We start from the raw sequence: 22,671 nt of genomic DNA, 5'->3' as shown, positions 1-22,671 counted from the left end.
ATATATAGTTATAAAAAGAGTTATTTCTTAATATCATTAATTTCAAATATTAATTCAATATTTAAATATACTGTTAAATAAATGTTAATTTTTACCTTTTTATTGACTGTTGGTTAATTTTATAGTAAATTATTCTTCAAATAATGGTATTCTATCTTGTATCATTATTTGAATATAATATATTTTGTAAATACTTTTTTTAAAACTCTTTATGTAAGCGCTTTTATGAGAGGGGGTCATTTAATGCGAGAAGCTTTTATTAAACTATTTGAATTATTACCTCGTTTGATTATCAATATCTTTGTTTAAGAAATTAACTAACTAATAAGGAGTGCTGTCTATGAAAGAAAACCATTTATATTCTTTTTTTCGTAAAACTTCGGTCGTTCTATTAAGTTTATTATTATTTTTAAGCACGGGTATTACATATGCTGCTGAACAAAACTTGGCAGGAACACCACCAAACACAACTACAAATCATTCATATTATAAAAATAGTAATCCAATTATACTCGTACATGGTTTTAATGGTTTTACCGATGATAAAATCCCTTCAGTTCTTGCTCATTACTGGGGTGGAGAAAAAATGAATATAAGACAAGATTTAGAAGAAAATGGCTTTGAAACATATGAAGCAAGTGTTGGTGCCTTGAGTAGTAACTATGATCGCGCAGTTGAACTATATTATTATATTAAAGGAGGACGCGTCGATTACGGTGCTGCACACGCTGAAAAATATGGACACGAAAGATATGGAAAAACATATGAAGGCGTTTATAAAGATTGGAAACCTGGAAAGAAAGTTCATCTCGTTGGTCACAGTATGGGTGGACAAACCATTCGCCAATTAGAAGAACTATTGCGAAATGGAAGTGCTGAAGAAGTAAATTATCACAAGAAAAATGGTGGAGAAATGTCACCTTTATTTAAAGGTGACAAAGATGACATGGTATCATCCATTACTACTATAGGTACACCTCATAATGGTACACATGCATCTGATAAATTAGGAAATGAAGCAGCTATAAGACAAATTGTTTTTGATTACTCTAAAATTAATGGAAACGCATATTCAAGAGTCGACTTTGGGCTTAGTCAATGGGGATTAAAACAACGTCCTGGTGAATCATTCACACAATATACTCAGCGAGTTAAAACAAGTAATTTATGGCAATCAAAAGATCAAGGTTTTTATGATTTAACTCGTGAAGGTGCAGCCCAATTAAATAAATCAACTTCACTTAACCCCAAAATTTCATATAAAACATATACTGGAGAAGCGACTCATAAAGCACTCAATGGTAGATTTAAGTCAGATGTTAGTATGTTCTTTCCTTTCACAATTACTGGAAATGTGATTGGAAAATCACCAGAGTTGGAATGGCGTGAAAATGATGGGTTAGTATCTGTCATTTCTTCGCAATACCCATATAATCAAGCGCATACCAATGCAACTGACCAAGTTCAAAGAGGTATTTGGCAAGTGACACCTACTATGCATGATTGGGATCATGTAGACTTTGTCGGACAAGACACATCAGATGTTAAACGAACTCGAAATGAACTTGTCCAATTCTGGCATAATTTTGCTGAAGACTTACTTAAAACAGAAAAATAACAAAATTCAAATAGTAAAGGATTGATTATATGTCTGGAGATATTTTTCAACTTATTGGTTCATTTTTCAAAGTATTAAAAGCACTTTTCTCATAAAATCATAAAAAATGAGAGAGAACCTTCTAATTCACTTTTGAAGGTTCTCTCTATTTGTTTAATAACAGATTTGCTACTTTATATGATAAACGCTCTAAATAAAATTTACTATTTTTTATCGTTTCATTAACCTCTTCTTGACTGTTTGCTAAACTATACACTTTATCGATTCCGTGTTTGTAAACTAGTTCGTATCCTGGTCCAATTAATCCACAGATTGCAATGACTTCTATTCCATATTTTTTAGCAACTTGTGCAACACCGATTGGCGTTTTTCCATTTATAGTTTGACTATCAATACGCCCCTCACCAGTAATAACCAAATCAGCTTTCTGAACACGTTCTAGAAACTGAGTTTCTCTCAAAACCATATCTACACCTGTTTCTAAAGTTGCATTCATGAAAGTCATAAGTGCATATCCCAATCCACCTGCTGCTCCAGATCCAGCAACTTTATGATTGTCACAATTAAATTGTCTTTCAACAACATGATGGAAATGTGTCAACGCACTTTCTAAAATTTCAAGTCCTTCAGATGTCGCGCCCTTCTGAAGTCCATAAATAAAGGTAGCACCATTAGTTCCAGTTAAAGGATTGTTCACATCACAAGCCACTATAATTTCTACATCTAATAACCTTTTATCAAAATGATCTAAATCTATCTTACTTAATTCTCTTAAGGCTGCACCGCCTTCAGCAATTTCTTCACCATCTTGATTTAAAAATTGAGCACCTAATGCTTTTAACATACCTACTCCAGCATCATTAGTCGCACTACCACCAATACATAACAGAATCTTTTCGACTTTTTCATTTAAAGCGTATTTAATTAATTCTCCAGTGCCATAAGTAGAAGTTAACAATGGATTGCGATCACTTATTGTAATTCTTTCTAATCCTGATGCTTCAGCCATTTCGATAATTGCCGTTTTTCTACTTGATACAATTGACATACTAGCATTTGATAGTTGTCCTATTGGATTATGAACACTGTATTGATTAATCACGCCACCCATTGCATCAGATAAAGATTTCATAGTGCCTTCACCACCATCACCAACTGGGATGGTTTCTATTAGAGCTTTATTAAAGACTTTACGAAGACTATACTCAATTGTTTCAGCTACTTCAAGAGCAGTCATACTTTCTTTAAATGAGTCTGGTGCTATTATAATATGCTGATACTGACTCACAACTTAGTCCCCCTTTGCCTATTACCAGTGGATGTATGTTAAATGCGATCGTATTAACCGCCTATATAATTCATGTTTATTTTTTTCTTTTTTCTTCTAGCTACAGTTGCTTCTGTTCTTTCATCTGAATATTTATCATCTCTTATATTCCATAAATATTTCAATATCGCCAATATTTCTTCATCTGACTTCCCGCTTCGCAACTCTGATTTAATGTCATATCCATTCGTTTCTGCAAATAAACATCCATAAAATTTACCTTCTGAAGAAATTCGTGCTCTCGTACATGATGAGCAAAACGATGCTGACACACTTGTAATAAGTCCAAATTGTGCACCGTTATCTTTATGGCGATAATATGTTGCAACTTCACCATAATAATTTGGATTTACTGGTTCAATGTCATACTTTGATTCTATTATTTGGAGCATCTCATCTTTAGTTACAACTTTATCAAAGTTCCAACCGTTATCATTACCTACATCCATAAATTCAATAAATCTTACTATTATATTTTTTTCTTTAAAATATTCAACGAGTGGAATAATTTCTTGATCATTGACTCCTTTTTGAATGACGACATTTACTTTTACTTTTAAGCCTATACTTGTAGCATAATCAATTTGATCCAGTATTCTGGAAGCAGATATATTTCGGTTGTTTATAGATTTAAATAAATCATTATTTATAGCATCTAAGCTTACATTAACTCTTCTAAGTCCTGCATCAAATAGATTTTGTCCGTGCTTTTTTAACAACAGGCCATTGGTCGTTAAGCCTATATCACTTATGCCATCTATTTGATTAAGTTCTTCTATCAATTCATGAAGATTTCGTCTTAAGAGAGGCTCACCACCTGTAATTCGAATCTTTTGTACGCCTAATGAACTATATAACTTTGCTAGCCTCACAATTTCTTCAAAACTTAACAATTCTTGTTTTGGTAAAAATACGAAATCATCTCCAAAAATTTCTTTTGGCATACAATAATCGCATCGAAAATTACATCGGTCCGTAACTGAGATTCTCAAATCTCTAATCGGTCTCCCGAATTTATCTGTGATTGGTTGATTCATCGTTACGCCCCCTCACCTTACAACAGTTAATGTCATTCATTCTTTAAATCTTCGACGTAATTAATATTTTGGAACCAATTCGACTGGTCATTAACAACATCAACATTTAGCCATTGTGCTGGTTTATTTTGGTATATTTCTGACATTCTATAATGTTTATTATCTAACGCTTGCTTAATATCTTCTTTAACATGATAACTGTAAAATGCTAGCGTGGGCATCTTATGATTCTGCGCTTCATATCCCGCTATTTCTAGCTGTTCTTCCATTACTCGAGAAATATAGAACTGGTATAAATGACTAATTGCTTTTTCAGTTATTTTAGGCGTATCACAAGCAATTACAAAATAACATTCCGACTCATATGCATGCATAACACTATAAATGCCGCCTAGTGGACCATTGTTTTTATAATCAGCTAAATCCACAACTACTTGATCATCTTTGTCGAATGAATATTGTAAGCTTTCACTAGAACTGATGACAATTTTCTCGAATAAATTAGTCTGATTCAACGTCTTTTTTATTTTCTTGTAAAAAACTTCACCATTTATTGAGGCAAATGCTTTTGGTGAACCAAACCTGCTAGAAGCTCCTCCAGCTAGAATTATTGCTATCATTTTACTTTTACCCTCCACTGACTGGTGGAATTAATGCGATAGTATCATGGTCTGTCACAACATGTTGTTCTTGCACAAATTCCTCATTTACTGCTATTTGAAAAATTTCATCACTTAATTCAGGATGACGATCAAATAAATATTGTCTAAATTCTAACACAGAATATTTATTATCGAGCTCTATTTGCTCTTCTTTTTTGTTTAATATTTCTTTTAAATGAGCAAAGTACAATACTTTCATGTTAATCCTCCTCTTTAATTGAAGAATGATACTTATGTTGACTACCTTGCCATTCTTCTCCATCTTCCCATATTTCTTTCTTCCAAATAGGTACAATCTCTTTAATTCGTTCAATTGCGTACTCATTCGCTTCATATGCTGCATGCCTATGAGGTGATGACACACTAATAACAACAGCTATATCAGAAATTTGTAATGCACCAATTCTATGGGCAATCGCAACAATTGTTCCGGGCCATTTGTCATTTATTTCTTTACCTATTTGTTCTAACTTTTTTTCTGCCATCGGTATATAAGCTTCATACGCTAAGTATTCTGTCTTAATTCCTTTAGTCCATTCACGTACATGACCTGTGAATACAACAATTGCACCTTGTTTTTCATTTAAAGTCCACTTTCTATACGCTTCAGGATCTATTGGCGTAGTCACAATTTCAAATTGTTTCATCTTTACGCCTCCTCTTTGTCTATCCAACCTTTAAACCATGCTATAAAACGACTTTTCTCATCTTGGTTAAACGCATCAAGTTCGTAAACACAATGTGTGAGATGTTGTTTCATTGACTCACTCGAGCTTGTTAATAGAACTTTAGGGTAATCTTCTTCCTTAAATCCTTCTACTAATACTATATCCACTTCACAAGACAAGTCATTAGCAATTATTTGGTTTAAAGTTGCACTTTTTTTTGAAATACGTTCTATATATTCATTACCTAACACAATACTTTCATTAGCTCCAGTAGTGATAAATGATAAACTATCAATTTCCGTATGATCCATAGAAATCTCGTCTCCATGTCCATGATGTTTGATAGTAGAAACTTTAATGTGATTGTCGTTACAAATTCGAATTAATTCATTAATTAATGTTGTTTTGCCAGTATTTTTATAACCAACTATTTGTAGTATTTTCATAAATTTAACACTCGCTCATAAGACTGATGGTCTGTTAAGATTACTTTTACCGTGTCTCCTTTAGAGTACCCTCTTGTTCCACTCGGTAAGATGATCATGCCGTTACTCTTTGCAATCGCAACAACCGCGTTTGATTTATTAAATCCTGCTGGTGTTGCATACATTCCTTGTTCACTAAACGTGATTTTTGCTCTAATAAACCTCGTGAATGGGTTCGCTTTTTTAAAATCATCCTCAAGTATTGCTTCAACTATAGGTGGATAAATTTCGTTTGCATTCATCATCTTCAATATGGCTGGCTTTGTAAATAAATGAAATCCGGAATAACAAGCAGATGGATTGCCAGACAAACCAAATAATAGTTTATTTTCTTTATATGCTACAGTTGTTACACTACCTGGTCTCATCTGTACTTTATTAAATAACACCTCAGCATTTATTTCATCGTAAACTTTCGGTAAGTAATCGTAATCACCTACAGACACACCGCCTGTTGTTATTACGATATCGTGGTTTGATAATGCTTCTTCTACTATATTTATACAGCCTTGAAGGTTGTCTTCTTGGATGTTGTATGTTGTTGATTTAATATTTAGCTCCTGGCATAAAGCTTGAATCATAGGTCCATTAGAGTTTCTAATTTTGCCTGGTTGTAATGGTTCATCTGGTGCTAATAATTCACTGCCAGTCGCAATAACAGCCACAGTCGGTCTTTGATAAACACTGACTTTTGTATATCCAAATGTAGCCAATACCGCTATTACACCACTATTAATCATCTGACCTTTATTTAAGACAATCTCATTTTCTTTACATTCTTCCCCTTTAAATGCAATATTCTCACCATGAACAAATTGTTTTCGAATCTTAAATCCTTGTTGTTCTTCCGTTGTTTGCTCAAACATCACTACTGCATCAGCACCCTCAGGTATTTGAGCACCTGTCATAATCCTTACCGCTTCACATTTACCTAGCTTAACGTCTGATGTCGTACCTGCTCCAATATGGTCAACTACTTTGAAAAATATTCTATTATCGCCATTTGCACCATTAGAATCTTCACTTCTTATAGCAAAACCATCATAAGGTGATTTATTAAACCTCGGAATATCATATGTAGCGATTACATTCTCAGCTAATATATAATTTAAGCTATCTTCTATATTTAATGTCATAATAGATTCATTTTCAACTACGTCTATTACTTTTTTAATTGCATCTTGAACTGCTACAGGATTTCTCTTTTTGATTGTCATTTTTTAACTCTCCTCGACAAATAAACTTTGTTCACATGTTATAATATCTTTATAGAAAGGATGATATATATGTCAGATTTTACTCACTTTAATAAGCAAGGCCATGCCAAAATGGTAGATGTATCTGATAAAGAAACGACTACTCGAACAGCTATTGCATTCTCAAGTATAAAACTCAATGAAACAATATATAATCAAATTCAAAATGCTACAAATAAAAAAGGCGACGTCCTAGGAACCGCCCAAATTGCTGGCATCATGGCTGCTAAAAACACAAGTCAATTAATCCCCATGTGTCACCCTTTACAGTTAACAGGCATTGATATTGAATTCACCTGGGATGAAGAAGAACAATACCACTTAAATATTAGTGCAACTGTTAAAACAAAAGGCCAAACCGGCGTTGAAATGGAAGCTTTAACGGCTGCAAGTGTTACAGCACTAACTATTTATGATATGTGCAAAGCTGTAGATAAAGGTATGGTTATCGGAAATACATATTTATCACACAAGTCTGGTGGTGTTAACGGAGACTTCAACAGAATATAGTTTTATTTATTAAGCTCATACACAATATGATTCAATTCTTTTGTGATGAGCTTTTCCATTGCTAATTTAACTGCTCCAGTCGATCCTGGAATAGTGAAGATAACTTGATTCCCCTTCGTCCCTGCTATGGCTCTTGATAATAATGCTCTAGATCCGACATCTTCAGCATAACTTAAATATCTAAATAATTCTCCAAATCCTTCAATTTCTTTATCCAGTAATGGCTTAATGGCTTCAATTGTTATATCTCTTTGACTAATCCCTGTACCACCAGTAGTAATGATGGCATCGAATCCCCTTTGTAACCAATTCGATACTTGCGATTGAATAGGTTTTATCTCATCTTTCACGATTGTATAGTCACTTACATTCACATTCATTTGACTTAAATATTCTCGAACTAGTTTGCCACCTTTATCTGTTTCTATTGTTCTAGTATCACTTACTGTTAATACTGCAACTTCAATTGTTCGATCAATTCTTTGAATAACCGACATGAGTACATCTCCTAACCAAACATGTTTTCTACAAATTGTTTACCTTCTGTCACAGTATCTAAACCATGAATAAGTAAACGTCCATTATTAAATGCAACGACTCTATGATCATCATATAAATATTGAATCATATATGCATTTGATTTATGCAGTAGACCATTTTGAGCGACAAACTTTTCGATAGCTGGTCTATTTAATTTTTCATTAATATATTGAATTGTATGTCGACCACATAATTCAGTAATCATTTGGTCAGATGATGCTAATTTTGCGTAAGTAGGATTTGATCCACAAGTGTCACACTCATCTAATTTCATTTGACTAAAACCAAATGATTGATGTTCACCATTCCATACATCACCGTAAGTAATCTTAGGTGTAAACTCGTTGCCAGATAATATCTTTAAAACATCTGTAACTTGTAAACTTGTCGCCATCGTAACGGCAGGACTGATTACACCAACCGTATCACAAGTCCTACTAATAGCCGGTAATTGTGGTAAGACACAATTAAAACATGGTGTAATACCAGGTATAAATGTTGCTTGCACGTAAGTAGACTCTAAACATGCACCATAAACCCATGGTATATTCATTTTGTAAGCAAAATCATTTATTAATAATCGCGTATTAAAATTATCTGTTGCATCAATAATAACATTCGAATATCTAGCAACTTCGTTTAACAATTTATCATCACATTGTGCAATATAGCTTCTAATTTGAATGTCTTCTCTAATTTGCTTTAAATGATTTTCTGCAGCAACAACCTTTGGCAACATCTCTTTAATATCTGCTTCAATAAATAATGTTTGTCTTTGTAAATTTGAGGTTTCTACATAATCGCGATCTATAATATTTAATCGCTTTACACCTGCCCTTGTCAGTTGCTCAGCAATATGTGTACCTAATGCTCCCATTCCAACAATCGTGACATTGCTTTGTTCAATGTTCAATTGTCCTTTTTCACCAATTTTATCGAATAAAATTTGTCGAGAATATCGTTCATTCATATATATCAACCTTTCATGACGCTCTTTTTTCCTATTATAGATTGAAAGTGCTATATCCTCAATTAATAGACAGCTATTAAATATAAATCCTACCAGCAAGGATAACTATAATTGATCAAGTATAGTTTGAATTGTATTTTCAGTTCAGTCATCTATTGCAGATATGAAATAAGGCTGAGACTAATCAAATTGTCCCAGCCTCTATAAACTCACTATTAAATGTACAAAATTATACAGTTCTTTTTTCGATTTTTGACATATGCATCATCATCAACAAGGCAAGTACGCCAAACAGCGCTAATAAAGCAAATGACAAATGATTTGATCCTGTTAAACTTGTTACGAATGTAATTATTAATGGTGGGAAAAATCCACCTAATCCACCCATCATTGACACAATACCATTTACAACGCCGGCTTCTTTAGTGAAATAAGTAGGAACTAGTTTGAATATCAATCCATTACCAATACCTGCACAAATACTAACTGTTAAACACCCAACTGTGAATAACATGATATGGTTTGATACTGATAAGATGACGGCTCCCGTTACCAATCCGACAAAGAATATCTTCAGTACATTTAAAGCATTAAACTTATCACCTAACATCCCACCTACAGGGCGTAGAAATGTTGCAAGTGCAATAAATACGCCAGTTCTAATACCTGCATCTACTTTATCAATTTCAAAGTGTCCAACCAAGAAGTTCGGCAAAAACAAACCAAACGCAACAAATGCACCAAACGTAATAAAATACCAAAAACTAAAATAATATAATTTATAGTTATCCATTACTTGTTTCGTTTGTTTAAGCATTGGAACTTTAACTTTAGGCTCATGTTTATCACCAAATATAAACATCATAATCGCAAATAAAGCCATCACAACTAAATACAATTGCACTGTATGTTGCCATCCAATTAAACCTGCAATTGGTGGTGCTAGGAATGAAGAAACTGCAGTTCCTAAATTCCCCATTCCGTAAATGCCATTTGCAAAACCATGTTTTTCTTTAGGAAAATATTTAGGAATTGATGTAACCCCAACTGAGAATATTGCGCCACCTAAACCAATGAAGAATCCAGCTACCATTAATCCAGTTGTAGATTGCGACTGACTTAAATAAAATACTGGAAAGAGTAAGATAATAAAGCTAGTTAAAAATACAAGTCGCGATCCTAATAAATTTGTGTAATAGCCAATTGGAATCCTCAATATTGACCCCAGAATAACCGGTATAGCTAAAATAATAGCTTTTTGACTTTCAGGAACATTAAAGTCTTGCGAAATATACGGCATAAGTGGTGCTAGTATACTCCACACCATAAATCCTGCCATCAAACTAAATGTTTGTAATGGCAATTGCACTTTACCTGTGTTGTTTTTCATAATTTTCACCCTTTAATAAACAAATATTTTAATATCTCTTCATGTTTATTATAAGTTGATTGTGAAAAACTGCACATAAGGAGTTACCCTTTCTACTGTAAGGATTTTCCCTATATAAATGAATTGTAATAAGCACAAAAGTAATATTCCTATTCACAATGCCCAATGCTTCCTATAAATAAAAAAACACCAAACAACTTATCGTTGCTTGATGCCTGTTAATATTTTCTAAAAATCTAATAGCTTTTTCTTTAAAGCATATTCTACTAGCTCAGGTCGCGATTTTAAATTTAATTTTTCCATGATTCTAGACTTATGTGCTTCGATTGTTTTGACTGATACGAATAATTTTTCTGCAATATCTTTATTACCATATCCCTTTGCAATTAAAGGTAAAATCTCCAACTCTCTTTGAGATAATACTTTAAATGGGTCTTTCGCTTTAAATTCATCTTGGTTTGTAGGGTTAACCAATTCATTAACTAAAGAACTTGTCACTTTAGAATCAATATACATTTCACCTTTATAAATCGTTCTAACGGCATGTATGAGTTCTTCATCTGGTGCATTTTTAAGAATATAACCTTTCGCACCATTTCTTAAAACATGAAATAAATATTCTTCATCATCGAACATTGTTAATATCAGGATTTTGGTATCTTTAAAATCTTCGGAAATTTTACCCGTTGCTATTAATCCTGATTCTCCTGGAGGCATGCTTAAATCCATAATTAATATATCAGGTTTGTGTTTGGCTACCATTTGGTAAGCCTCAATGCCGTCTGCTGCAGTTGCTACAACTTCCATATCTTCTTGGTAATTTAATATCATTGAAAATCCTGTTCTAACTACTGCGTGATCATCTGCAATTACGAGTTTCATCTTTCTTCCCCCAAAATTTATGCTATTGGTACTTTTAATTTAATGTTAGTACCTTTTCCCAACTTACTCTCGATATTAATATGTCCACCAACAATTTCTGCACGTTCTTGCATCCCGTATAAACCTAGACCACTTCCTTTAGGTGCACTACCTAATATAAATCCAACACCTTGGTCTGCTATCTCGACTTCAATGTGATCACGTTCTCTTACCATGTGAACATCTACACTATCAACGTTAGCATATTTTAACGAGTTAAACACCGCTTCTTGTACAATTCTATAAACTACTGTTTCAATTTCAGTGTTAAATCGCTCATCTTTAGAGTCAAAATGATAATGCACGATAAATCCAAAGTTCTTCTCTAGTTGTTTAAAGTAAGATTTGAATGCTGCATTCAATCCTAAATCATCGAGTGATGACGGTCTCAATTCTAGTGATAGATTTCTTATATCATCTATCAATCTGGACATCACAGTTTCAATACCTTGTGCTTGGCTTTTAATTTGATCGATATCGTCCTGATATTTTAATAATCTTAGTTCTACGCTGACATTCAATAGTTCTTGTACAACACCATCATGAAGTTCCCTGGAAATTCTTTTACGTTCATTTTCTTGTGCAGATATGATTTTTTGCATCATTGTTTGTTGATGTAATTTTTGTTGACGCTCTATTTGAGGTGAAACATTTTGCAATGTATAAACTTTAATATCATCTTCTTCACTAATCGTTTGATAAGTTGCAGTAAACGGCTCTACTGACCCATTTGTCGTTTGCATAAAAACTTGAAAACTATTGTTACCGACGTTAGAAGAATCTAAGAAACAATCTCTGCATGATTGTAAAGCAAATTCATTGGAATATCCTTCACATCTATTACATATTGCATGTGTTAATGATTCTTGATTCTCTTCAGATATGACTTTCTTTGCTGCTTTATTCATATCGATAATTTGTCCATCACTGTTAAGAAACATAATCATTTCACTAGTCTTCTCATAATATTGCTTTAAGATATTCGTAAGCTTCGATGTTTCATGCGAATTCATGAATTAATCATATCCTTTCCATAGAACGGTCCAAATCGATTAAAGTTTTGTAAATTAATATTGGGTAATGGTTTATCATTTCTTTGACCGAGCATTAGAACACCGGACACCCTATTGTCTAACCAAAGTGGCAAAGCAATTAAAGATGTCAATTGTTCGCTTTGAATGATTGGATAATTAAATATTTGATTATCATAACTACTCTCTTTAATTTGATCTATTACAATCTGCTTCCCGCTTTTAATAACTATACCTGCAATACCTCTACCATTTCTTAAAATGATATTCTTATATCTCTGATTTAAATTTCCTGATACATATCGCCACTTAATCATATACAATTCGTTCTCTACAGTAGGCATTGCTAGTCCTACAAAATCTATATCATAGGTTTCACGTATTAAATCTAGCTGTTTTTGAAAATTAAATTCATCAGACATACCGAGCACCTCAACTGAATTTACTTATATTTTAATTTGTTTTATGTTTTCTGTAAACAATATAACTACGACTAAAATAACTAACCGGTACACTCCAAACATGTACTAACCTTGTAAATGGCCAAACAGCTGTAATGATTAGTCCTAGCATAATATGTGCTTTAAATGTCCATGGAACTGAACTCATTAATGTAGCATCAGGATTAAAAATTAGTAATCCTCTAAACCAGACAGATATCGTTTGTCTATAATCAAATTCTGGCGTAGTAGTATTTGTCCACAAAGTTGCAATACATCCCATCAATACAATGATTAACAACAAGAAGTTTACCAGTATATCCGATGCTGAGCTCAGTCTTCTTACATTTTCTTTCGTTATTCTTCTCATAGTTAATAGGAACATACCTACTAATGTCACAATACCAAATACACTGCCTATATATACAGCACCAATATGGTAAATATAATCGTTTATGCCTATCGCATTCAACCATTCAGCAGGAATGCCTAAGCCTACAATATGTCCCATTATGACGGGAATAATACCTAAATGAAAAAGTATACTCCCCCACATTAATGTTTTCTTTTCTATAAATTCACTAGATTTTGCTGTCCAAGAAAACTGATCATATTTAAATCTAAATAAATGACCAATTATAAATATTGCTACACATAAGTAAGGAAAAATAACCCATATAAATTGATTAATCACATTGACTCACCTTCTCTTGTTCAATTACACATGCTTTTAATGTTTCACGTATAGCCTCTATAAGATGAAAATATGGACTTCTTTGTTCACCTAATACTTTCATCAATTCATAGGTTCCATCTTCAATTACCATTACTACTAGTGTTAAGCTTTCTTCTGCACGACTATCACCTCTCCATTCAGCTGCATAAAGAAATTCGAGCATTAATGGAAGAAAATCTGATAGCTCACCACTCGGCATCTCTAACCCAAACATTTCATATAACACTTTCAATCTTGCTAACATTTGGCCACGTTCTTTTTGTTCTGTTAACTTATTATATGTCATATAGAGGGTAGTTTTTTTTTCAAAATCAAACGTCTTCGTATAGACTTCTTGTATATCATCTAATGAAATCTCGTGCATATTTTCCCAATAACACTTTATTGACTTGTATCCTGGATGATTTTCAGTAAATGTAGATTCGAAAGGCTTAGGATGAAAATCTAACTTTTCAGGATATGTTAATTGACTACTAAAAAAACCAAAACTCTCTTTATATTGATATAAAGTGTCTAAGTTAATCACGGAATATCCCTCCATAGAAGTTCTCATTATAAATTTCTTTACCTGATTTGTTTTGAGATGATCCTTGAATGCCACAACCATCACAATTTGTTCCAAATAAGTTGTCTTCATACCCTTGACTACCTTGTGCTCTATAAGTATCCATGTATCCTTCTTTATGTGATGTAGGAACGACAAAGCGGTCTTCATATTTAGCAATCGCTAACAACCTGTACATGTCTTTAGTCTGTCTTTCAGTTAATCCAACACGCTGTAATCTTGATATATCAAATTCTTTATTACTTGATTTAGCACGCATATAACTTCGCATCATCGCCATTTTTTGTAATGCATTTTTAACTGTTTTTGTATCGCCAGCTGTAAGCATATTCGCAAGATATTGAACCGGTAATCTCATTTCTTCGATTGCAGGGAATATCATATCAGGATTTCTAATTGAATCTTTACCTTCAAAGTAGTTCATGATTGGACTTAACGGTGGACAATACCATACCATTGGCAATGTTCTATATTCTGGGTGCAATGGAAATGCTAATTTATATTCAATTGCCAATTTATATACAGGTGAGTTCTGTGCAGCTTCAATCCAATCCGATGTAATACCATCCTTCTCTGCTTGTTCGATAATATCTTCATCAAACGGGTCTAAGAATAAATCAAGCTGTTTTTGATATAAATCTTGTTCATTCTCCGCTGACGCAGCTTCTTGAACTTTATCTGCATCGTATAGAAGCACACCTAAATAACGCATGCGACCAGTACATGTTTCTGAGCATACAGTTGGTAGTCCAGCTTCTACTCTAGGAAAACAGAATGTACATTTTTCAGCTTTATTTGTTTTCCAGTTAAAGTAGACTTTCTTATATGGACAACCAGTCATACAATATCTCCATCCACGACAAGCGTCTTGATCTACGAGAACAATACCGTCTTCGTCACGCTTATACATTGCCCCAGATGGACATGAGGCAACACAACTTGGATTTAAGCAATGTTCGCATAATCTTGGTAAATACATCATAAATGTTTGATCAAAATTAAATTTAATTTCTTCTTCTATTTTTTGAATATTAGGGTCTGTCGGGCCGGTAACATGCCCACCTGCTAAATCATCCTCCCAGTTTGGCCCCCATTTAATATCAAGTTTTTTACCAGATATGACAGATTCAGCCTTTGCAACTGGAGAGTGTTCACTTTCTTTCGCAGTCGTTAAATGTTTGTAGTTATATGTCCATGGTTCATAGTAATCTTTCATTTCTGGCATATCTGGGTTATAGAATATTTTACCGAGAGCGATCTTAGATAATTTACTTCCGGATTTTAATTCCAATTTACCTTTATTGTTTAAAACCCATCCACCTTTATAAGTTTCTTGGTCTTCCCATCTCTTTGGATAACCTATACCCGGTTTGGTTTCTACATTATTAAACCATATATACTCTGCTCCTGGACGATTAGTCCATGTACTTTTACAAGTAACACTGCAAGTATGGCATCCAATACATTTATCTAAATTCATGACCATTGCTACTTGTGCTTTAATCTTCAAGCCAATCAACCTCCTTCATCTTTCTAATTGCTACATACACATCTCTTTGATTTCCAATAGGTCCATAATAATTAAATCCATAACTAATTTGTGCATAACCGCCTACTAATTGAGTAGGTTTTAAATGTATACGTGTTGGAGCGTTATGTGACCCGCCACGCGTATCCGTAATTTCTGAACCCGGTGTTTCTATATGTTTATCTTGAGCATGATACATAAACATCGTGCCTCTAGGCATTCTATGAGAGACTACAGCTCTAGCTGTTACAACACCATTTCTGTTATATACTTCAAGCCAATCATTGTCATTGATATCATGTTCTTCTGCATCTTCTTTTGAAATCCATACAGTTGGACCACCTCTAAAGAGTGTTAACATGTGAAGATTATCTTGATAAGTAGAATGGATATTCCATTTACCATGCGGTGTTAAATATCTTAATACTAAAGTATCTACGCCACCTTTAATTTGTTTATCTTTGGTCCCGAATACCATTGGAGGTAGTGTTGGCTTATAAACTGGTAAGTTCTCTCCAAACTGTAAAAATATTTCGTGATCTAAGTAATAGCTTTGTCTTCCTGTTAATGTTCTAAAAGGAACAAATCGTTCAATATTCGTAGTAAATGGTGAATATCTTCTTCCTAGTTTGTTTGAGCCAGGAAATACAGCAGTAGGAATGACTTCTCTTGGTTGAGCATTAATATTTTGGAATGTAATTTTTTCAGATGCTCTTTCTGAAGAAATATCTGTCAGTTTCATACCTGTTTTTTGTTCTAAATCTTTATATGATTTTTGAGAAACTTTACCGTTTGAAGCGGATGAGACATTCAAAATCACATCTGCAACTTTTCTTGCTGTGTCCATTTTAGGTTTTCCATTCTTAACGGTGTCGTCATCCCATGTATCTAGCATTATTTTCAATTCATCGTATTGATCTTTAACTGAAAAACTCACACCATGTGCGCCGATTTTGCCTTTTTCTAATAATGGTCCAACAGAAATATACTTATCATAAATTTCTGTGTAATCTCTTTCAACTACGCCAAACCCTGGCATCGTCTTACCTGGTATCGCATCTACTTCACCTTTAGACCAATCTTTAACAATACCGTATGGTGTTGAGATTTCCTGTACAGAATCATGTGCTAATGGTGTTGTAACAACGTCTTTGAATTTACCTTTCATGTGTGTTTTAGCTAAATTTGAAACTGATTTTGCCAGCGTTTTATAAATATCCCAATCCGATTTAGATTCCCATAGCGGATCAACAGCTGGATTAAATGGATGTATGAAAGGGTGCATATCAGTAGAAGATATATCATGTTTTTCATACCAAGTTGCTGCCGGCAGTACAATATCAGCATAAAGTGGTGTCGCTGTCATTCTAAAGTCTAGCGCAACAAGTAAATCTAATTTACCTGTAGTTTCTTCTCTCCATACAATCTCTTCTGGTTTTTCAGTTTCGTTTGGATTTGCTAATAATCCTGATTTTGTACCTAATAGATGTTTCATGAAATATTCCTGTCCTTTTGCAGAACTAGAAATTAAATTTGATCGCCAAACAAATAATGTTTTGGGATGATTTTTCTTCGCATCTGGATCTTCTACAGCAAATTTTGTTTCTTTATTCTTAACTGCGTCTACTGCGCGCTTTATAACAGCTTCATCCGAGTTATCTCCAGCTTCTTTCGCTTCTTCGCCAAACAACAAACTATTACAATCAAATTGAGGATATGATGGTAACCAACCTAATCTAGCAGCTAATACATTATAGTCAGCTGGATGCTGATGTTTTAACTTAGTAGATAATGGAGATTGTAATTTATCTACCCCTGATTCTTCATATTTCCATTGATCAGTCGCAAAGTAGAACCAACTTGTTGCATTTTGTAATCTTGGTGGTCCTTGCCAATCTTTTGCAAACGCAATTGTTGACCAGCCTTCAAAAGGTCTACATTTCTCTTGACCTACATAGTGTGCCCAGCCGCCGCCATTAACTCCTTGGCAACCACATAACATAACTAAGTTCAATATAGAACGATAAATTGTATCTGAATTAAACCAATGATTGATACCAGCACCCATAATAATCATCGAACGACCTTGTGTGTCTATTGCATTTTGCGCAAATTCTCTTGCTACTTGCGTAACAATTGATGATTTAACACCTGTGATTTTTTCCTGCCATTTTGGCGTGTAGTGTGTATTTTCATCTTCAAAACTTGTAGCCTCAAGCGCATGGTTAAATCTTCTAATACCATATTGACTTGTCATTAAATCATATATTGTCGTAATATATACTGTTTCTCCTGCACTATTTTTTATTTCTTTAGCTAATATTGGACGTTCAAATATACCATTCCCATCATTATCGAAATAAGGAAATTGGATTGTGATTAATGAAGCATCTAGTCCTTCTAACGATAGTGCAGGGTCAATAGTTGTGCCATCTTCATTTTCTAATTTCAAATTCCATTTTGCTTCTTTCTCATATCTTTGTCCCATAGTTCCATTTGGAATGACGAGCTTATGAGAATGTTTATCGTAAACGACAGGCTTCCACTCAGCATGTTCTGTTTGCATACCAATATCACTAGATCTTAAAAATCTTCCTGCTTTATAACCACCTTCATGTGGTTCAAGTTGAATCACAAATGGCATATCTGTATATTGTTTTGCATAATTAATAAACATTTCTTCTTTTTTATCTTCATAAAATTCTTGTAATATAACGTGTGTCATTGCTTGAGCTAAAGCTGCATCAGTCCCAGGATTTGGTGCTAACCAATTATCTGCAAATTTCACATTTTCCGCATAATCAGGTGCAATTGAAACAACTTTAGTTCCTTTATAACGAACTTCAGTCATAAAGTGCGCATCGGGTGTTCTTGTTAATGGAACATTAGACCCCCACATCATGATATATCCTGCGTTATACCAATCACTTGATTCAGGAACATCAGTTTGTTCACCCCAAATTTGTGGTGAGGCTGGTGGTAAATCTGCATACCAATCATAAAAACTCAACATTTCTCCACCTAGAAGAGAAATAAATCTAGCACCTGAAGCATAGCTAATCATAGACATTGCAGGTATCGGTGTAAAACCCGCAATTCTATCAGGTCCATATTTTTTCACTGTATAAATAATTTGGGCCGCTATTAATTGCGTGACATCTCTCCAATTGACTCTGACATGTCCACCTTTTCCTCGTGCACTTTTATATGAAGTTGCCTTCTCTTCATCCTCAACTATTGATGCCCATGCAACGACTGGATCTCCAAATTCTTCTAATGCTGCTTTCCATAATTTCCACAACTTTCCTCTAACATATGGAAATTTAACTCTGAGCGGACTATACTCATACCAAGAAAATGATGCTCCACGAGGACATCCTCTTGGCTCAAACTCAGGCATATCTGGTCCGCATGAAGGATAATCTATTTGTTGATTTTCCCATGTGATGACACCATTTTTAACAAATACTTTCCATGAACATGAGCCCGTACAGTTAACACCGTGGGTCGTACGTACAACTTTGTCATGACTCCATCTTTGCTTGTACATTTTTTCCCATTCTCTGCTCTTTTCTTCCATTATTGACCAGTTACCATTAAATTTTTCAGTCGGTTTAAAAAACTTCAAATCATATTTAGCCATAGATCGTACCTCCTAATATTTGCCCTATTAATCATTTATATTGTACATTTTTTCACAATCTTTTTGTATAAGGGGAATACCTATACTTTTAGTGGAATTCCCTATTACAGTTTTGTGTTGTTTTTCATTAAAATAATTCTTTAAATTTAATAATTTACAAACAAAAAAGACAGACAAAACAAGTTCACATTCCGTGATCTTGTTTTGACTGTCTTTATGAATTTTATTTAATTTCTATTATTTCATCTGCTAGCGATTCTACTTCTAATTTAGAATGTGTAACGAGAATAATAGGTATTTGCCAAGTTTGATAAATATATTTTATTAATGAAATACCTTCTTCCTTTGTTTCATCATCAAGACTAGAAAATGGTTCATCTAATAATAATAAATTAGGTTTTACACTCAACACTCTACATAGCGCTACTCTTTGGGCTTCACCACCTGATAGCGTTGATGGGTATTGATTAAGGCAATTTTTTATAGATAAATGTTCAACTAATTGATTTGTAAAATCATGTTCGGGTTGCATATAATGAATATTTTCATATACGGTCATATGTGGAAATAATTGATTATCTTGAAATAAATAACCAATTTGTCTATTTTGAACTTTTCTTATATGTTCGCCGTCACTTAGAATATCTTCATTAACTTGAATAAAACATGTTTCCGCTTTAGAGATACCTGCTATTGTGTTTAACAATGTCGTTTTACCTACGCCACTACGACCAACTATTGCATATATTTTAGGCAATTCTGCTTGGATATTTAATTGAACATTCCGTTGATTAATTTGTTTGATTATATGAATGTTAATCATTTACCTTACTCCCATTTATGAGATTTTTGGTTCAATAAATTTATTGAGCTTATAACACATATAGCAAAGGCTAACAAAACAATAACCCAAATCCATGCCTTATTTTCTTCTCCTGATTGAACAAGAAAGTAAATTTCTAGTGGTAATGTATTCGTTAAGCCAGGTATATAGCCTGCAATCATTAATGTGGCTCCAAATTCACCCAGTCCTCTAGCAAAGCTCATCACAACACCTGATAATATTGATCGTTTTGATAATGGTAATATAATCGTTCTAAAAATCTTGCTTTCACTTGCACCCATTGTCCGAGCTGCGTTCAGCATTTTAGGGTTAATCGATTGAAAACCATTTACCACATGTTGGTACATAAGAGGTAGACTGACGATAACTGCAGCTATAACAGCGCCTACCCAAGTAAAAATAACTTGAATATGGAAAGTATCTTCTAAAAATCTACCGAAGAATTGGTTTTTAGAAAATATAATAAGAAGTATAAATCCCATAACCGTCGGCGGTAACACAATTGGAAGCATAATAATACTTTCGAAAACAGGCTTTAATTTACCTTTATAATCATGCATTAACTTTGCCAAAATAATGCCCACTATACTTACAATTATAGTACTGATTAACGATACTTTAATTGAAATCCAAAGAGGTATTAAATCTGGCATAATTTTTGCTCCTATCCTTCAAAATGATATTCTTTAAAGATTTGTTTTGCTTCTTTAGTTTTTAAGAATTCAAACCATTCTTTTGATGCTTTTTTATTTGTTATGAGACCCGCTCTATAAATGATTGGTTCATCTATTGGCGCATCACTTAATTTTACTACATTATTTACTTTATCATTCTTACCTTTATACAAGTCGGTTTCATAAACAAATCCTGCTTCAGCATTTTCTTTTTTAACGTAGTTTAATACTTGTTTTACATCTTTTGCGAATACAAACGTACTTGTCATGCCTTCATATAGATCTTCTTTCTTCATATATTCAATGGCATATTTACCTGCTGGAACGCTTTTTTCTTCACCGATTGCAACTTTGTTTGGTGAACTTACGTCTCTTACTTCTTTAATATTTGAGTTTTTATATTTAATAATGATCAGTTTATTTTTAGCATAATCATATACTTTAGAAACTTTGTTCTTATCTTGTAGTTGGTCTACATCTGTTGTATTAGCTGACATGATAACATCAACATCAGCACCCGCTTCAACTTGTTTACGTAAACTACCTGAACCACCATAGTTAAATTTAATATTTGTATTAGGATGTTTTTTCTTGAATTCTTTTTCTAGGGCTTTCGTAACATCTGTCAAACTTGCAGCTGCAGATACCGTTAGCGTTTTACTAGCACTTTCCTTTTTAGCTTTATCTTGGTTAGACTCTGTACTGCATCCTGCTAAGATAAGCAATAATGTTGCGATTAATATTAATATCTTTTTCACTTTAATGACAACCCCATTCTTAATTTACTTATTCTTAATTTACACTTTTAACGCATACTTTTAAAGTGCTTTGTATATGTTTTCACAAATACGACTTAAAATACGCACCTCAACAGTTTTTATTCATTAAGATAATCTCAAGAAAATAAGTGCTTAAAAGTTCTTTTCCTTTATAATTATATACTTTCAAAGTAAAATTAAGGTCAAACATTGCATACTAGGAGGTTGTATATGAAACAATATATGACAAGTAAACAACCTATATTAAAATATGAAAATCAACAATTAATAGAATCTACGGATTATTATGTCACTGAATTTCCATTAACTATAAAATTAAACGGTGAAGAATTCGCAACTGTAATATGCTCACCTAAAGAACTAGAAGAATTAGTTCTAGGTTTCATAGCATCAGAGGGTATCATATTCAAAAAAAGCGACTTAAAACAAATTTCAATAGATGATTCTAAAGGTTTTGCTCATGTAGAATTAAATAAGCAAATTGATTATGCATCTTTCAAGAAAAATACACAACGCATGATTTCATCTTGCTGTGGTAAAAGTAGGGAGTTTTATTTTAATAATGATGCTATGACAGCTAAAGTTTCAAATTCAAACATTAGAATAAAACCCAATCAAATTATAGAGATGATGGAAACGATGCATTCAAGAAGCAACCTGTTTAAACAAACAGGAGGATTACATAATGCAGCAATTAGTGACGGATTAGACTTTTATGAACATCGTTCTGATATAGGAAGACATAATGCATTAGATAAACTATATGGATATTGCATCCAACATGATATACCTGTTCGAAACAAAATACTAATATTCAGTGGTCGTATTTCCTCGGAAATATTAATTAAAGCAGCCAAGATTGGTGTCGGTATGATTTTATCTAAATCTGCTCCAACAAATTTAGCAATAGAACTTGCTAAAGACTTAAATATTACGACAGTTGGTTTCATTAGAGATGGACGTTTCAATGTATATAGTCATCCAAATCGTATCGTTATGTCATAATGGATTTATAGTAAAAAATAGCCATATTAATCCCCACTTATA

23 protein-coding genes are annotated in these 22,671 nt (G+C 33.3%); 3 read left to right on the top strand and 20 right to left on the bottom strand.

Going from position 1 to position 22,671, the window contains the following annotated elements:
- Positions 1–340 precede the first annotated feature (340 nt).
- Positions 341–1,618, top strand: coding sequence for a YSIRK-targeted triacylglycerol lipase (gene lip, locus CD111_RS03430; protein WP_371868725.1), 1,278 nt, complete (start codon positions 341–343; stop codon positions 1,616–1,618).
- 145 nt (positions 1,619–1,763) lie between these two features.
- Here the strand turns inward: lip and CD111_RS03425 are convergent, their stop codons facing one another.
- The 7 genes from CD111_RS03425 to CD111_RS03395 are packed head-to-tail and all read right to left on the bottom strand — an operon-like array spanning position 1,764 to position 7,014.
- A complete protein-coding gene (locus CD111_RS03425; RefSeq protein ID WP_095086301.1) occupies positions 1,764–2,906 on the bottom strand; it encodes a glycerate kinase in 1,143 nt (380 codons plus the stop codon).
- 53 nt (positions 2,907–2,959) lie between these two features.
- Positions 2,960–3,982: a GTP 3',8-cyclase MoaA gene (gene moaA, locus CD111_RS03420; RefSeq protein WP_095086298.1), complete on the bottom strand. Its 1,023-nt coding sequence runs from the start codon at positions 3,980–3,982 to the stop codon at positions 2,960–2,962.
- 32 nt (positions 3,983–4,014) lie between these two features.
- Positions 4,015–4,602 (bottom strand): molybdenum cofactor guanylyltransferase MobA, encoded by a 588-nt coding sequence (mobA, locus tag CD111_RS03415; RefSeq protein ID WP_095086296.1) that lies wholly within the window; start codon positions 4,600–4,602, stop codon positions 4,015–4,017.
- A gap of 7 nt (positions 4,603–4,609) precedes the next feature.
- Positions 4,610–4,843, bottom strand: coding sequence for a molybdopterin converting factor subunit 1 (moaD, locus tag CD111_RS03410; protein WP_095086293.1), 234 nt, complete (start codon positions 4,841–4,843; stop codon positions 4,610–4,612).
- 1 nt (position 4,844) lies between these two features.
- Complete coding sequence (locus tag CD111_RS03405) at positions 4,845–5,291, bottom strand: molybdenum cofactor biosynthesis protein MoaE (protein ID WP_095086290.1); 447 nt, start codon at positions 5,289–5,291, stop codon at positions 4,845–4,847.
- Between the two features lie 2 nt (positions 5,292–5,293).
- The gene (gene mobB, locus CD111_RS03400) at positions 5,294–5,758 is read right to left on the bottom strand and encodes a molybdopterin-guanine dinucleotide biosynthesis protein B (protein WP_095086287.1); all 465 of its coding nucleotides are present in this window, start codon (positions 5,756–5,758) and stop codon (positions 5,294–5,296) included.
- On the bottom strand, positions 5,755–7,014 hold the full coding sequence (locus tag CD111_RS03395; protein ID WP_095086284.1) for a molybdopterin molybdotransferase MoeA: 1,260 nt from the start codon (positions 7,012–7,014) through the stop codon (positions 5,755–5,757). Before CD111_RS03395 ends, mobB begins: the two co-directional genes overlap by 4 nt.
- A gap of 69 nt (positions 7,015–7,083) precedes the next feature.
- On the opposite strand from CD111_RS03395, the gene moaC reads away from it, so the two are divergent.
- Positions 7,084–7,563 carry a cyclic pyranopterin monophosphate synthase MoaC gene (gene moaC / locus CD111_RS03390; RefSeq protein WP_095086281.1) on the top strand — a complete coding sequence of 160 codons (480 nt, stop codon included), beginning with the start codon at positions 7,084–7,086 and terminating at the stop codon, positions 7,561–7,563.
- 2 nt (positions 7,564–7,565) lie between these two features.
- On the opposite strand, the gene CD111_RS03385 is transcribed toward moaC, so the two are convergent.
- From CD111_RS03385 to modA, 13 genes are all read right to left on the bottom strand, one after another.
- The gene (locus CD111_RS03385; protein ID WP_095086278.1) at positions 7,566–8,060 is read right to left on the bottom strand and encodes a MogA/MoaB family molybdenum cofactor biosynthesis protein; all 495 of its coding nucleotides are present in this window, start codon (positions 8,058–8,060) and stop codon (positions 7,566–7,568) included.
- An 11-nt stretch (positions 8,061–8,071) separates the two neighbouring features.
- A complete protein-coding gene (locus CD111_RS03380) occupies positions 8,072–9,073 on the bottom strand; it encodes a ThiF family adenylyltransferase (RefSeq protein ID WP_095086274.1) in 1,002 nt (333 codons plus the stop codon).
- Between the two features lie 229 nt (positions 9,074–9,302).
- Positions 9,303–10,463, bottom strand: a complete 1,161-nt coding sequence (locus CD111_RS03375; RefSeq protein WP_095086271.1) for a nitrate/nitrite transporter — start codon at positions 10,461–10,463, stop codon at positions 9,303–9,305.
- A gap of 228 nt (positions 10,464–10,691) precedes the next feature.
- Complete coding sequence (nreC, locus tag CD111_RS03370) at positions 10,692–11,345, bottom strand: nitrate respiration regulation response regulator NreC (protein ID WP_095086268.1); 654 nt, start codon at positions 11,343–11,345, stop codon at positions 10,692–10,694.
- 17 nt (positions 11,346–11,362) lie between these two features.
- Positions 11,363–12,397 carry a sensor histidine kinase gene (locus CD111_RS03365; RefSeq protein ID WP_095086265.1) on the bottom strand — a complete coding sequence of 345 codons (1,035 nt, stop codon included), beginning with the start codon at positions 12,395–12,397 and terminating at the stop codon, positions 11,363–11,365.
- Entirely contained in the window at positions 12,394–12,837 is a 444-nt protein-coding gene (gene nreA, locus CD111_RS03360) for a nitrate respiration regulation accessory nitrate sensor NreA (protein ID WP_095086262.1), read from the bottom strand. Before nreA ends, CD111_RS03365 begins: the two co-directional genes overlap by 4 nt.
- Before the next feature lie 31 nt (positions 12,838–12,868).
- Positions 12,869–13,549, bottom strand: a complete 681-nt coding sequence (gene narI / locus CD111_RS03355; RefSeq protein WP_095086258.1) for a respiratory nitrate reductase subunit gamma — start codon at positions 13,547–13,549, stop codon at positions 12,869–12,871.
- A complete protein-coding gene (gene narJ, locus CD111_RS03350) occupies positions 13,542–14,117 on the bottom strand; it encodes a nitrate reductase molybdenum cofactor assembly chaperone (RefSeq protein WP_095086255.1) in 576 nt (191 codons plus the stop codon). The genes narI and narJ overlap by 8 nt, the downstream gene beginning before the upstream one ends.
- Positions 14,110–15,666, bottom strand: coding sequence for a nitrate reductase subunit beta (gene narH / locus CD111_RS03345; protein WP_095086252.1), 1,557 nt, complete (start codon positions 15,664–15,666; stop codon positions 14,110–14,112). Before narH ends, narJ begins: the two co-directional genes overlap by 8 nt.
- Positions 15,656–19,327: a nitrate reductase subunit alpha gene (locus tag CD111_RS03340; protein ID WP_095086250.1), complete on the bottom strand. Its 3,672-nt coding sequence runs from the start codon at positions 19,325–19,327 to the stop codon at positions 15,656–15,658. The genes narH and CD111_RS03340 overlap by 11 nt, the downstream gene beginning before the upstream one ends.
- Positions 19,328–19,550: 223 nt before the next feature.
- Positions 19,551–20,150, bottom strand: a complete 600-nt coding sequence (locus CD111_RS03335) for an ATP-binding cassette domain-containing protein (RefSeq protein ID WP_095086247.1) — start codon at positions 20,148–20,150, stop codon at positions 19,551–19,553.
- Positions 20,151–20,155: 5 nt separating this feature from the next.
- Positions 20,156–20,824, bottom strand: coding sequence for a molybdate ABC transporter permease subunit (gene modB, locus CD111_RS03330; RefSeq protein WP_095086244.1), 669 nt, complete (start codon positions 20,822–20,824; stop codon positions 20,156–20,158).
- A gap of 11 nt (positions 20,825–20,835) precedes the next feature.
- The gene (gene modA / locus CD111_RS03325; protein WP_169712005.1) at positions 20,836–21,609 is read right to left on the bottom strand and encodes a molybdate ABC transporter substrate-binding protein; all 774 of its coding nucleotides are present in this window, start codon (positions 21,607–21,609) and stop codon (positions 20,836–20,838) included.
- Between the two features lie 225 nt (positions 21,610–21,834).
- On the opposite strand from modA, the gene fdhD reads away from it, so the two are divergent.
- Positions 21,835–22,629: a formate dehydrogenase accessory sulfurtransferase FdhD gene (gene fdhD, locus CD111_RS03320; RefSeq protein ID WP_095086238.1), complete on the top strand. Its 795-nt coding sequence runs from the start codon at positions 21,835–21,837 to the stop codon at positions 22,627–22,629.
- Positions 22,630–22,671: the final 42 nt, after the last annotated feature.

Source organism: Mammaliicoccus stepanovicii (assembly GCF_002902525.1).
Lineage (GTDB): Bacteria > Bacillota > Bacilli > Staphylococcales > Staphylococcaceae > Mammaliicoccus > Mammaliicoccus stepanovicii.
This window is presented reverse-complemented; position numbering and strand designations above follow the sequence as displayed.